This is a genomic window from Providencia sp. PROV209, assembly GCF_028479485.1.
GTDB classification, from domain to species: Bacteria; Pseudomonadota; Gammaproteobacteria; order Enterobacterales; family Enterobacteriaceae; genus Providencia; species Providencia alcalifaciens.
Map to the genome: position 1 here is coordinate 1 of NZ_JAMPNR010000015.1, position 12147 is coordinate 12147.

The following is a 12147-nucleotide window of genomic DNA, read 5'->3' on the forward strand; positions in this document are numbered from 1 at the left end:
AGTTTGAATATTGCCCATGATAGGGGTGTTGGCTGCGCTCGCTCGTCCTTGTCACATACTTATGTATGCTCCAAGGGACTCACTGACTTGCCACCTACCTCTAATGCGAAATCTTTAGGATTTATGGTTTGAATATTGCCCATGATGCATTCACCTTATTGCATATTCCTAATGCTTGAATAGAACGTAATAAACTAATCGCTCAAAAAATGACTTAATTATGGAGATAATTGAATTAGTTAAGTGATAAATTTAAGTTATAATTCAAGCATCGAGAGTAAGACTGGTAACACTATTAATTAAGGGCTAACGATGTTTGGTTATCGTTCAAATGAACCCAAAGTGCGTCTAATGACTGACAGAATGATTATCCGTTTGGCCTATGAACGCGATAATTACCGACTAGCGGACTATTACAGTTTAAATAAAGAATTTTTGACGCCATGGGAACCAACCCGTGACAATTCCCATTTTAACCCCTCTGGTTGGAATAATCGGTTACATGCGATGAGTGAAATGCATCGTCAAGGTAGCGCCTTCCATTTTGTATTACTGGATAAAGACGAAAACGAAGTCATTGGTGTGGCAAATTTCAGTAATATTTTACGAGGATCATTCCATGCCTGTTATCTGGGGTATTCACTGGGGGAAAAATGGCAGGGGCAGGGATTAATGTATGAAGCGTTAACCCAAACCATCCGATATATGCAAAAAAATCAAGGGATACACCGTATCATGGCGAACTACATGCCGCATAATATGCGCAGTGGTAATTTATTGGCGCGCTTGGGCTTTGAACGTGAAGGCTATGCAAGGCAGTACCTTGAAATCAATGGGGAATGGCGTGACCACGTACTCACTGCATTAACGGACGATACGTGGAAATCGACTAAAGCCTAAACATTTACTCTACAATCGTAGTCAGTCTAGCCATCCGCTGTTAAACTGCTACGATTGTCTTCTTTTAGTTTAGCTATCATGAATTTATTAAAATCTTTGGCAGCAGTCAGCTCGATGACGATGATGTCTCGAGTCTTGGGTTTCATCCGTGATGCCATTATTGCCCGTGTGTTTGGTGCGGGGGCTGCTTCCGATGCCTTCTTTGTTGCCTTCAAACTCCCGAATTTGTTACGCCGAATTTTTGCAGAAGGGGCGTTTTCTCAAGCGTTTGTCCCGATTCTTGCGGAATATAAAAACCAGCAAGGCGAAGAGGCGACACGAACGTTTGTCGCTTATATTTCGGGGCTGCTTACCTTGGTTCTGGCAGTTGTTACGGTTATCGGGATGATTGCTGCGCCTTGGGTCATTTATGTTACTGCGCCAGGCTTCACGACAGATGCTGACAAATTTGTACTGACGACGGATTTATTACGGGTGACATTCCCGTATATTTTCTTAATTTCGTTGGCTTCGCTCGCGGGTGCGATTTTGAATACTTGGAATCGTTTTTCGGTACCCGCATTTGCCCCCACGTTACTGAACGTCAGTATGATTTTCTTTGCAGCCTTTGCGGCACCGTATTTTGATCCACCAATTATGTCGCTGGCATGGGCGGTATTAGTGGGTGGTGTGCTGCAATTAGGTTACCAATTACCGCATTTAAAGAAAATTGGCATGTTGGTATTACCGCGTTTGTCATTCCATGATAGTGGCGTTTGGCGTGTTATGAAAATGATGGGACCCGCGATTATCGGGGTATCCGTGGCGCAAATCTCATTAATTATTAACACGATTTTTGCTTCATTTCTGCAATCAGGCTCAGTGTCATGGATGTATTATGCAGATCGCTTAATGGAATTGCCGTCAGGGGTGCTGGGCGTAGCGCTTGGAACCATTTTACTCCCATCATTATCAAAAAGTTTTACCAGTGGAAACCACCAAGAATATCGGCATTTAATGGACTGGGGTCTGCGCTTGTGTTTATTACTGGCTCTACCTTGTGCCATCGGATTAGCGATGTTATCGGAAGCGCTGACAGTTTCACTTTTCCAATATGACAAGTTTACTGCCCATGACTCTTTGATGACCCAGTATGCATTGATGGCGTATTGTGTGGGCTTAACTGGCATGATTTTAGTGAAAATTTTAGCACCTGGATTTTATTCTCGTCAGGATATCCGTACACCTGTGAGGATTGCAATTGTCACGCTGATTATGACCCAGTTAATGAACTTAGCTTTTATTGGTCCAATGCAACATGCAGGTTTAGCGCTGTCTATTGGGCTGGCTGCGTGTTTTAACGCTGGAGCGTTATATTGGCAATTACGCAAGCAAGATATCTTCCAACCACTGGCGGGTTGGCGTGGTTTCCTTGTGAAGCTACTTATCGCATTGGCGGTGATGGTTATAGTGTTATTTGGCGTGTTGCACTTTATGCCACCGTGGCAAGACGGCAATATGCTGATGCGCATGTTACGTTTAATCGGTGTCGTGATTATCGGGGCGGGTAGCTATTTTGTGGCACTGTATGTGTTAGGTTTCCGTCCTCGTGATTTTATGAAACGCAGTGTTGCGTAATTTCACTTAACAGGTATTGAGTTGCTATAGATGCCAACAAACTCCCCCCTCAACAGAGGGGGAGTAGACAATTACTGATGGTACGCACTTTCACCATGGGTGGTAATATCCAGCCCATCACACTCTTCTTCAGGGGAAACCCGCAAACCGACAAGTTTATCCGCTAATTTAAAGGCGATGAATGCCACTACGCCTGACCACACAATCGTCACGGCAACACTCTCAAGCTGAACAAAAACTTGATGAGATAACGTGACGCCGTCACGGTAACCTAAGCCACCAAGCATGGTTGATGTAAATACTCCAGTCAATATACACCCTACAATCCCGCAGGTACCGTGGATACCAAATACATCACAGACATCATCGGCTTTTAGCCAACGTTTTAGGACCACAACACCCCAAAGCCCGATCACGCCGCCAACAACACCGATAATTAATGCGCCGATCGGTCCAACCGTCCCCGCGGCTGGTGTGATTGCGACTAATCCGGAGATACAACCTGAGCAGCTGCCGAGCATGGAGGGTTTTCCACGAAGTACCCATTCTGCAAAGGTCCATGAAAGGATTGCGCCAGCTGTCGCAATGATGGTATTGATAAATGCGAGTGCGGCAATGTTGTTGGCGCTGCCAGCAGAACCTGCGTTAAAGCCAAACCAACCAATGTACAGGACTGCCGTACCCATAAACACCATTGGTAAGTTATGGGGTTTTAACACTACTTGGCTGTAGTCGTTACGTTTTCCGAGTAAATATGCACCAACGAGTGCGGCAACTGCGGCATTAATATGCACAACAGTTCCACCAGCAAAGTCCAAAGCGCCGTCATCTGCTAACCAGCCACCTTCAGCCCATACCATGTGCGCGATAGGAACATAAGAAAAAGTAAACCAAATGACGGTAAAAATGAGCAAAGCTGAAAAACGAACTCGCTCACCTAACGCTCCGACAATTAAGGCTAACGTGATCACGGCAAATGAGCCTTGGAACGCAACATGGATATATCGGTTGATGGAGCCCGATAAGTCATCGATAGACATCGCGTTTAAGAAAGTTAATGAACCGTCCCCAAACACTTTGTTTCCCGCAGTGAATGCGAGGCTATAGCCAAACACAAACCACAAAATAATCACTACGCTAAAAATCAGCATGACTTGAGTGATCAGCGATAATACGTTTTTACTGCGTAATAATCCCCCATAAAACAATGCGATACCGGGTATGGTCATAAAGAAGACTAATGCAGTACAGATCAACATAAAGGCGTTATCTGCTTTATCAACGGTATTCACTTCCGACGCATAGGCGGGAAGGGCTAAAGCGCTTAAGGCAAATAGTGCGGTGGATAACCAAAATCGTCTCATTGTACGTCTCCCTTATAGTGCGTCATCGCCCGATTCGCGCGTGCGAATACGGACTGCTTGTAGAAGTTCAAAAACAAATAGCTTTCCATCTCCGACTTTGCCGGTATCTGCGGTACGCATAATGGCATCAAGGGCGGGTTCCAATAGGTCATCGCTAATAGCAATTTCCATTTTGGTTTTAGGTAGAAAACTCACTTCATATTCGGCACCCCGGTAAAGCTCCGAATGACCTTTCTGCCTGCCATATCCTTTGACTTCACAGATGGTCATTCCTTGAATGCCTAGCTCAGTAAGTGCTTCTCGAACATCTTCTAATTTGAACGGTTTAATAATTGCGATGATGTACTTCATAAATCCCCCTGTCTTTTTGAAAAGGCAAAAGAGATAAAGCAAGCATCATGCCAAATGTTAATTTTTTGTTTTTTTAGTAAGGAAGGCGCTAAATAGAGAGAATAATGAGATATTGCTCACCAAATAAGTGCAAACTTAAGGTAAGTTACAAAAAAAATGTTCAAAAAGAGTGCAAATTAGGCGACAAAAAGTAAAAAGCCCACCGAAGTGGGCTTTAAGCAAATCAACGGGCTTACATTCTTTCGACGGTTTCAATACCGAGTGTATCGAGACCCACTTTTAAGGTTTTTTGTGTCAATAATGCCAATTTTAAACGGCTTTGGCGTTGAGCATCGGTGTCTGCGGACAGAATAGGGCAATGTTCGTAGAAACTGGAGAACAGTCCTGCTAAGTCATATAAATAAGCACACATGACATGTGGAGTCCCTTCACGAGCAACCGTTAAGATAGTCTCTTCAAACTGCATCAAGCGTGTTGCCAGCGCCATTTCGTGTGGCGCTTCTAACACGATAGGTAGAGTTAAATCCGATTCGGTAATATCGGCTTTCTTAAAGATAGAGGCAACACGGGTATACGCATATTGCATATAAGGGGCGGTGTTACCCTCAAATGCCAGCATGTTATCCCAATCGAAGATATAGTCTGTAGTACGGTTTTTAGACAGATCAGCATATTTGACAGCCCCAATCCCGACGACATTCGCCAGATTCAGTAATTCGTCTTCCGCCATATCTGGGTTTTTTTCACGGATCAGCGTTTGTGCGCGTTCAACCGCTTCATCTAATAGGTCGGAAAGGCGAACTGTACCGCCAGAACGTGTTTTGAATGGCTTACCATCTTTACCTAACATCATTCCAAACATATGGTGTTCAAGCGCCATTGATTCAGGAATATAGCCCGCTTTGCGGACGATAGTCCAAGCTTGCATTAAATGTTGATGCTGGCGGGAGTCGATGTAATACAAAGAGCGATCGGCATGCAACGTTTCATAACGGTATTTGGCACAGGCGATATCGGTAGTCGTATACAGGAAGCCACCGTCCTTTTTCTGAACGATAACGCCCATCGGTTCGCCTTCCTTGTTTTTGAATTCATCAAGGAAAACAACAGTAGCGCCTTCGCTTTCTACGGCTAAACCTTTGGCTTTAAGATCAGCAACGATACCCGGTAGCATGCTGTTATACAGGCTTTCACCCATCACATCGTCTTCCGTCAAGGTGACGTTTAAACGACGATAAGTTTCTTGGTTCTGTTGCATGGTGATATCAACCAGTTTACGCCACATTTTACGGCAGTATTCATCACCAGATTGTAATTTTACGACGTAACCGCGAGCACGAATGGCAAAGTCTTCGTCTTCATCGTAATGTTTTTTCGCTTCACGGTAGAACTCTTCGAGGTCTGCCAGAGCCATATCGCTGGCATCTTCATTTTGTACTTTTTCTAAGTAAGCAATCAGCATACCGAATTGCGTACCCCAGTCACCAACGTGGTTCGCACGAATCACTTTATGACCGATAAATTCTTGAGTACGCGCGGCAGCATCACCAATAATCGTTGAGCGTAAGTGACCGACGTGCATTTGTTTTGCAACGTTAGGTGCGGAATAGTCAATAACGATAGTTTCAGCTTTGACGGGAGCAAGACCTAAGCGGTCGCTGGTCAGTGCTTTTTCTGCGTGAGCCGCAATCCACGTTGGGTCGATAAAAATATTGATGAAACCGGGACCGGCGATTTCAACTTTAGATGCAATACCTTCGAGATCTAATTGGCTAACAATTTGCTCGGCCAGTTGTCGGGGAGGCATGCCCATTTTTTTCGCTGCGCCCATCACGCCGTTAGCTTGATAGTCACCGAATTGCGCTTTGGCTGATTGACGAACAAGGGCGTCACAGCCTTCTGGAGCTCCCGCTGCTAGCATTGCAGCACTGATTTTATCTGAAAGAATAGCCTGAATATTCACCGGATTACCTTAAATAACGAACATAGTTACCGCATTGTGCCATTTCATGGGCGTAACTAAAAGGTGGAAGAGAAAAAACGGCAGGTTTTATACCACATTTTGGGGGAGTCGTGCTACAGTCTGCCGCTTGTTTCGCTTTTTATTATCCCTGCTTTTTATTGACGCAGGGGGGTCAACGAGAGTCATGTGAATGTTAGATTTCGATAAAATCCCACAATTAAACGATTTATGGTGTGACTTACCACAGTTTGAGCAAAATCTGCTGGCGATGGCACAGACTTTAAATGTCTCCCTGACAGATTATATTATCGACCATATTTCGGTACGCTGTCATCATCAGGCAACGGCAGAACGCTGGCATGAGGGATTGCTACAATGCGCTGAACTGCTTTCGGATAATCTAATTAATGGTCGTCCTATTCGTCTTTATGATTTGAAAAAACCAATTCAGGTGGCTGGGCAGGATGTCTATATTATTGAGCTGCCTTTTCCAAAAGATAAAACCTACCCACAAGAAAGTTGGGAACATATTGAAATGGTAATTGATGTCGCACCAGAAGCACTTGCCGAAACGGCTCGTCGTTTGTTGCCAGAGTCACTACCTGAAGGTTACTCCTATAAAGTTAGTCAGCCGAAAGGTCAGCAAGAAAGACTGCCAAATCCGACTTTGGCCGTGACAAACGGCTTAATTACTCTCAAATATCACCCATTTTCCCTTAGAAACATCGTTGAAAGCGAAAAATAAGTGATGCAATTAACGTTATTGATCATTACTCAGATATAACTCTAAACGGTGTGATATCACGCAGATAACATTTAATAAAAAATGGCATAGTTAGTTGAATGTCTAATAAAAAGCACGTTTTGGCCCTCAATTTTCAGCTCTTATTCTACTGAGCTTATGACCATTTTGGAGATCTTCATGGCGAAACTGGAAATTTGCTGTTTTGGTATCGAATGCGCCCAAGTTGCGCAAGAATATGGTGCAGATCGTATTGAACTCTGCTCGGGGGCAGCGGATGGGGGATTAACACCCAGTTATGGTTATTTAAAACTGGCACGCGAGAAACTTCATATTCCCGTTCATCCAATCATTCGTCCACGTGGTGGGGACTTTTGCTACAACATGAGCGAATTTGATGTGATTCGCGAAGATTTGCAGATGATCAAAGAGATGGGGTTTCCCGGCGCTGTGGTGGGGATCTTGGATCCTGAAGGGCGTATTGATGTTGAACGCATGCAAACTTTGATGGAAATAGCGGATGGTATGGCAATAACTTTCCATCGTGCTTTTGATATGTGTATCAATCCGTTATTGGCTTTAGAACAACTCAAAAACCTAGGTGTGGCACGTATTTTAACGTCCGGTCAGCAGCAAAGCGCTGAATTAGGTTTGCCATTACTCAAAGAGTTACATGAAAAAAGTCGTGAAATAGATGGTCCAATCATTATGGCTGGTGCAGGGGTTCGATTGGCTAATCTGACCAAGTTTATGGAGATTGGCTTAACTGAAGTGCACAGCTCAGCAGGTAAAACCGTTCCTTCCAGTATGAGTTATCGCAAGGCGGGTGTGACCATGGCATCGAACAGTGAAACCGATGAGTTCACGCACTACTGTGTGGATGGACCCACGGTAGAAGCCATGATGGACTTTATTTCAATCACGGAAAAAGTGCCGGCATAAGTCGTAAATTCAGAATAGGACTGACTGAATTTATGATAAGGAGAGTTAAGATAGGGAGGTTAAATACCTCCCCGAGGTTGATGACAAAGAGGGATAAAAACGTGGTTTTTCCCTCTTTGTGTTATCAGAGGAAAATCAATAAATTGATTTTCCTTGTTAATTTTACAACCCAAAAGAGCCATTTCCAAACCTGATGGGTTTGCCCATGGTCTGAGGGAGGTTAAATACCTCCCTTTGTTTTTAGATTTTTTTACACTGTAAAAACTAAAAACGACTGAATGAATTTTAAGGAAAAAATCATGCTGAAAAAAATTATCTTAGCGTCGTCGCTTGTTCTATTCACTATCTCCTCATTTGCATTTTCATTAGCTGAAAAAGAGAAGCATCAAAGGTATGAAACGGAAGTTTCCTCTCAAGTCTCGGCATTAAATAAAACGTGTGGCTCTGAGATTAAAGTGAGTTTTGATTGGTCGACCTTCACCAAAGAGCAACTCGATACCATCGGTATTGATGGCTATAGCAAAGAGATGCTTAAGGGGATAGCCAATGTCTGTGAACACTCTGAGCTCGCAAAACAATCAGTCGGTGAGAAAATCAAAAATATTACCTATTCCTATACAAAACCTAGAGTGATTGAATTGAAAGAGGGCTCATTATCGCTAGGCATGGATTTTGATGCGGCGAATGATACTAAAGCGGTAGAAGAGTATTTGATGAATAATTTATAAACTGGAATACCGTTGTTCAAATAAAAACAAAAACGTCCGAGAATTGAATATCAGCTCTCGGGCGTTTTACACATAACGGTATTAAAAACCGTCACGGGGTCTATTTTACGGTTTTTTCGCGACTAAGATCGCTCGTAAAGGCGCGGGATAACCTTCAATCGTTTTGGTACTATCATTAGGATCTAAAAACTCAGCTAATGAATCAGTTTGCATCCAATCGGTGCGGCGCTGCTCTTCTAATGAAGTGACCGCTTGGTCAACAATGCGAACATCCACAAAACCACATTTTTCTAGCCACACTTTGAGCATTTTGGCGGAAGGAATAAAGTAAACATTGCGCATCTGTGCGTAACGGTCGCCAGGGATCAGGCATTGGAATTCATCACCTTCTACCACTAAGCTCTCTAATACTAATTCCCCCTCACTGACTAATTGGTCTTTCAATTGCCATAAATGATCAAGCGGGGAACGACGATGATACAGAACGCCCATAGAGAATACGGTATCAAAGGCTTTCAATGCGGGGAGTTGCTCTATACCTAAAGGGAGTAAATGTGCGCGTTGATCATCGCCTAACAGCTTTCTTACGGCTTCAAATTGGCATAGAAATAGTTCAGTTGGATCGATACCGACCACAAACTCAGCACCTTCACCCAACATACGCCACATGTGGTAACCACTCCCACAGCCCACGTCTAATACGTGGCGACCTTTTAATGGGGAAATATGTGGTAGAACACGATCCCACTTCCAATCTGAACGCCACTCAGTATCAATCTCGACGCCATACAGGGAGAATGGACCTTTGCGCCATGGTTTTAATTGCCCTAAAATATTGTTTAAACGGCGAGTTTCGCCCTCGGTTAACTCAGGGTCGCGTAGGGCGGTGACACTGTTTTTGATATCGAGCTGGGTTGGTGTCATTACGGGAAGGTTATCTAACATTTTCTCCCATGAAGAGAACCCGCCATGCAAACCGTCTTTTTTCCATTCCGCTAGCTGCGCAGGTAACGTTTCTAACCAATGGCTAAGAGGACCAATCGCAATTTGTTGATAGAAGCGACCAAAATCGATCATAACTGCCCCTCTTTTAAGGCTAATAAGGAACCGAAATTAAAGCATTGGAACCAGACTTCACAGTGGGTAAACCCGACACGCTTTAAACGAGTTTTATGTGCCTCAACAGAATCAGTGAGCATCACATTTTCCAACATGCTGCGTTTTTGGCTAATTTCAAGCTCGCTATAGCCGTTGGCACGTTTGAAATCATGGTGCATATTGAACAGTAATTCACCAATTTGCTGATCTTCAAAATTAAATTTTTCAGATAGCACTAAGATTCCACCCGGTAATAATCCTTGGTAAATTTTAGTGAGCAATTTTTCGCGGTCATCAGGATTTAAAAACTGCAATGTGAAGTTAAGGATGACCATTGACGCATTTTCAATGTGAATATCGCGAATATCCCCTTCGATAACATCCACCGGTGTTTCGGCTTTATAAGCATCAATATGCCGGCGGCAGCGCTCGACCATTGCTGGGGAGTTATCAACCGAAATGATTTTGCAGTTTTCCACGGAGATATTTCGGCGCACAGATAGTGTTGCCGCACCAAGAGAGCATCCAAGATCATACACTTGGCTATTTGGCGTAACAAAACGACCCGCTAACATTCCAATCATAGTAATGATATTCGAGTAGCCCGGTACGGAACGTTGAATCATATCGGGGAAAACTTCAGCCACTTTTTCATCAAACTTCCAGTCACCCAAATTGGCGATTGGCGCAGAAAAAAGGCTGTCTTTATGGTTTGGATCCTGACTTGACATAGACTTGTATTAAATAGAAGAACAAAAGTAGTGGCGGATTGTAGCAGAAAGCAACTGAACCTGAAAACCAATCCGCACAGAAGGAAGGGTAAAATTAAAGCGTAAAGGAAACCATTTGCAGCCATGGTAGATAATACGCATTGGCAAGGAGCATTAACCCGATAGCGAGATATGTCCCCATCATCCCCATTCGTCGTTGTGAATAATCATGATTTTTTAAACCATAAGAGTGCAGAATGCGGCTCGCAATGAGTACAATTCCACACACATGGATCATCCAAACTTTGGCACCATTCATCTCCATTAACAGTAATAAAATTAATGAAATTGGAATGTACTCGATAGCATTACCATGCACGCGAATAGCCGTTTGTAATTCAGAAAACCCACCATCGCCAACAGACACACGGTACTGATTTCTAAGCTTTACTACATTTAGCGATAATCTCAGTAGCAGTAAGGCACCTAGTACAGCGTATAAAGAGCTGACCATTTTTTTGCTCTACCTCCATGGAGATAAATTAAATTTTCTAAATTTTAAAACCTAATCAGTAAATCTACAAATAGAAATAATTCATTTTTAAGTTATTGAATAAGATTATCGGCTTTAAGCTGTTTCAATATCTCAATGGCAGTCGTAGAGCAGCGGTCGGCATCAGTAGAATCTAACCACGCCAGTTCCGCAATTTCAGCGGCAGGCTGGGGCGTACCATCATAGTTAGCCTGATAACAACGAATACAGACTTGTGTACCATCTTGCTTGCCATCTGCCAGCCCGACAAATTCACCGTAAAACTGGATAGAGTCGGGATGCAGGGTTAACGTCAATTCCTCATCGACTTCACGGGAAAGGGCTTGTTGGTCTGTTTCACCATGCTCACGTTTTCCTCCTGGGATATAAAATAGAGTTTTATTATGGGAGCGGACCATTGCCACTTTACCGTTTTGGACAGTAATTAAACCTAACTTATCAATGATTTTAGTGCTCATGATATTGCCTTTGAGTGCAGTAAAAAACAGGTGTAAAACCACCTGCTTCAATCTTATTTTTTCTCGATAATTTTGACCAACTCATAACGGATACTTGATGCATCAGCGGGAGGGTTAGGGACATCAAATTGTTGAACTTCTACTACGTAGTGATAACCAGGTTCGTAGTTAAATCCTTGAATTGAGCTATAAAAATACTGCCATTCATCAGTTGGTTTTTCTTTTACTTTCATGCATTTCATTGGTGCAACACCAACGCAGTCAGCGAGAGAGGAATCGATATAAAAGACTTTGTTATTATTAGCAGGCTTCATCGTATTGGCATTGGTTCCGTTTTGGCATCCTGCAAGCAGAACAAGAAAGGATGATGCGAGTAGAATTTTTTTCATAAAGTGTCCTCTGATTTCAGGCGAAAGTGTCTGAATATGAGTAATTATAGCAAAATGAAATGGGTAATAATTCCCAAAAAAATGATGATCTGACAAACAATCAAATTTTAATCATCAACTCGATATGCAATCTTTTTCATCTGCTGAGAAGGTCGCGTGAGAATCGTTTTTCTGGGTAAGGACAGTTTTTATTGATTATAGATAGTTTTTTTGTATCAATTTCGCAGTTAAGCTATAGAGCAAACTGTTTGTCTAATAGAATTTCCTATATAATGTCTGCCTTTTTTGACATTCTGAATTTTCAGCTCCGTGTTTCTTAACGATTGGTTTTA

13 protein-coding genes are annotated in these 12147 nt (G+C 43.0%); 5 read left to right on the forward strand and 8 right to left on the reverse strand.

Annotation, left to right across the window (positions count from 1 at the left end):
- Positions 1-312 precede the first annotated feature (312 nt).
- Both rimJ and murJ read left to right on the forward strand, forming a co-directional pair.
- Entirely contained in the window at positions 313-900 is a 588-nt protein-coding gene (gene rimJ / locus PR795_RS11080; RefSeq protein WP_036965661.1) for a ribosomal protein S5-alanine N-acetyltransferase, read from the forward strand.
- A 78-nt stretch (positions 901-978) separates the two neighbouring features.
- Positions 979-2517: a murein biosynthesis integral membrane protein MurJ gene (gene murJ, locus PR795_RS11085; RefSeq protein WP_006661847.1), complete on the forward strand. Its 1539-nt coding sequence runs from the start codon at positions 979-981 to the stop codon at positions 2515-2517.
- A gap of 71 nt (positions 2518-2588) precedes the next feature.
- Here murJ and amtB read toward each other — a convergent pair whose 3' ends face one another.
- The 3 genes from amtB to argS all read right to left on the reverse strand — a co-directional run bounded on the left by amtB (position 2589) and on the right by argS (position 6195).
- Positions 2589-3881: an ammonium transporter AmtB gene (gene amtB, locus PR795_RS11090; protein ID WP_181480818.1), complete on the reverse strand. Its 1293-nt coding sequence runs from the start codon at positions 3879-3881 to the stop codon at positions 2589-2591.
- A 12-nt stretch (positions 3882-3893) separates the two neighbouring features.
- Positions 3894-4232, reverse strand: a complete 339-nt coding sequence (locus PR795_RS11095) for a P-II family nitrogen regulator (protein WP_006659961.1) — start codon at positions 4230-4232, stop codon at positions 3894-3896.
- 232 nt (positions 4233-4464) lie between these two features.
- The gene (gene argS / locus PR795_RS11100; protein WP_181480819.1) at positions 4465-6195 is read right to left on the reverse strand and encodes an arginine--tRNA ligase; all 1731 of its coding nucleotides are present in this window, start codon (positions 6193-6195) and stop codon (positions 4465-4467) included.
- Between the two features lie 190 nt (positions 6196-6385).
- On the opposite strand from argS, the gene PR795_RS11105 reads away from it, so the two are divergent.
- The 3 genes from PR795_RS11105 (at position 6386) to PR795_RS11115 (ending at position 8607) form a co-directional block, all read left to right on the forward strand.
- Entirely contained in the window at positions 6386-6940 is a 555-nt protein-coding gene (locus PR795_RS11105) for a VOC family protein (protein WP_036975827.1), read from the forward strand.
- A gap of 177 nt (positions 6941-7117) precedes the next feature.
- Positions 7118-7879: a copper homeostasis protein CutC gene (cutC, locus tag PR795_RS11110; RefSeq protein ID WP_006661844.1), complete on the forward strand. Its 762-nt coding sequence runs from the start codon at positions 7118-7120 to the stop codon at positions 7877-7879.
- Positions 7880-8178: 299 nt separating this feature from the next.
- A complete protein-coding gene (locus PR795_RS11115) occupies positions 8179-8607 on the forward strand; it encodes a hypothetical protein (protein ID WP_181480820.1) in 429 nt (142 codons plus the stop codon).
- Positions 8608-8712: 105 nt separating this feature from the next.
- Here the strand turns inward: PR795_RS11115 and cmoB are convergent, their stop codons facing one another.
- From cmoB to PR795_RS11140, 5 genes are all read right to left on the reverse strand, one after another.
- Positions 8713-9684, reverse strand: a complete 972-nt coding sequence (gene cmoB / locus PR795_RS11120; RefSeq protein WP_006661842.1) for a tRNA 5-methoxyuridine(34)/uridine 5-oxyacetic acid(34) synthase CmoB — start codon at positions 9682-9684, stop codon at positions 8713-8715.
- Positions 9681-10436 (reverse strand): carboxy-S-adenosyl-L-methionine synthase CmoA, encoded by a 756-nt coding sequence (gene cmoA, locus PR795_RS11125; protein ID WP_006659954.1) that lies wholly within the window; start codon positions 10434-10436, stop codon positions 9681-9683. Before cmoA ends, cmoB begins: the two co-directional genes overlap by 4 nt.
- Before the next feature lie 94 nt (positions 10437-10530).
- The gene (locus tag PR795_RS11130) at positions 10531-10929 is read right to left on the reverse strand and encodes an MAPEG family protein (protein WP_006659953.1); all 399 of its coding nucleotides are present in this window, start codon (positions 10927-10929) and stop codon (positions 10531-10533) included.
- Between the two features lie 92 nt (positions 10930-11021).
- Positions 11022-11426, reverse strand: coding sequence for an NUDIX hydrolase (locus PR795_RS11135; protein WP_036963543.1), 405 nt, complete (start codon positions 11424-11426; stop codon positions 11022-11024).
- Positions 11427-11479: 53 nt separating this feature from the next.
- Entirely contained in the window at positions 11480-11815 is a 336-nt protein-coding gene (locus PR795_RS11140) for a DUF4377 domain-containing protein (protein WP_006659951.1), read from the reverse strand.
- Positions 11816-12147: the final 332 nt, after the last annotated feature.

Excerpts from the sequence above, each read along its gene's own strand:
- rimJ (WP_036965661.1), top strand. The coding sequence starts at position 313 with ATGTTTGGTTATCGTTCAAATGAACCCAAAGTGCGTCTAATGACTGAC.
- murJ (WP_006661847.1), top strand. The coding sequence starts at position 979 with ATGAATTTATTAAAATCTTTGGCAGCAGTCAGCTCGATGACGATGATG.
- amtB (WP_181480818.1), bottom strand. The coding sequence starts at position 3,881 with ATGAGACGATTTTGGTTATCCACCGCACTATTTGCCTTAAGCGCTTTA.
- PR795_RS11095 (WP_006659961.1), bottom strand. The coding sequence starts at position 4,232 with ATGAAGTACATCATCGCAATTATTAAACCGTTCAAATTAGAAGATGTT.
- PR795_RS11105 (WP_036975827.1), top strand. The coding sequence starts at position 6,386 with ATGTTAGATTTCGATAAAATCCCACAATTAAACGATTTATGGTGTGAC.
- cutC (WP_006661844.1), top strand. The coding sequence starts at position 7,118 with ATGGCGAAACTGGAAATTTGCTGTTTTGGTATCGAATGCGCCCAAGTT.
- PR795_RS11115 (WP_181480820.1), top strand. The coding sequence starts at position 8,179 with ATGCTGAAAAAAATTATCTTAGCGTCGTCGCTTGTTCTATTCACTATC.
- cmoB (WP_006661842.1), bottom strand. The coding sequence starts at position 9,684 with ATGATCGATTTTGGTCGCTTCTATCAACAAATTGCGATTGGTCCTCTT.
- cmoA (WP_006659954.1), bottom strand. The coding sequence starts at position 10,436 with ATGTCAAGTCAGGATCCAAACCATAAAGACAGCCTTTTTTCTGCGCCA.
- PR795_RS11130 (WP_006659953.1), bottom strand. The coding sequence starts at position 10,929 with ATGGTCAGCTCTTTATACGCTGTACTAGGTGCCTTACTGCTACTGAGA.
- PR795_RS11135 (WP_036963543.1), bottom strand. The coding sequence starts at position 11,426 with ATGAGCACTAAAATCATTGATAAGTTAGGTTTAATTACTGTCCAAAAC.
- PR795_RS11140 (WP_006659951.1), bottom strand. The coding sequence starts at position 11,815 with ATGAAAAAAATTCTACTCGCATCATCCTTTCTTGTTCTGCTTGCAGGA.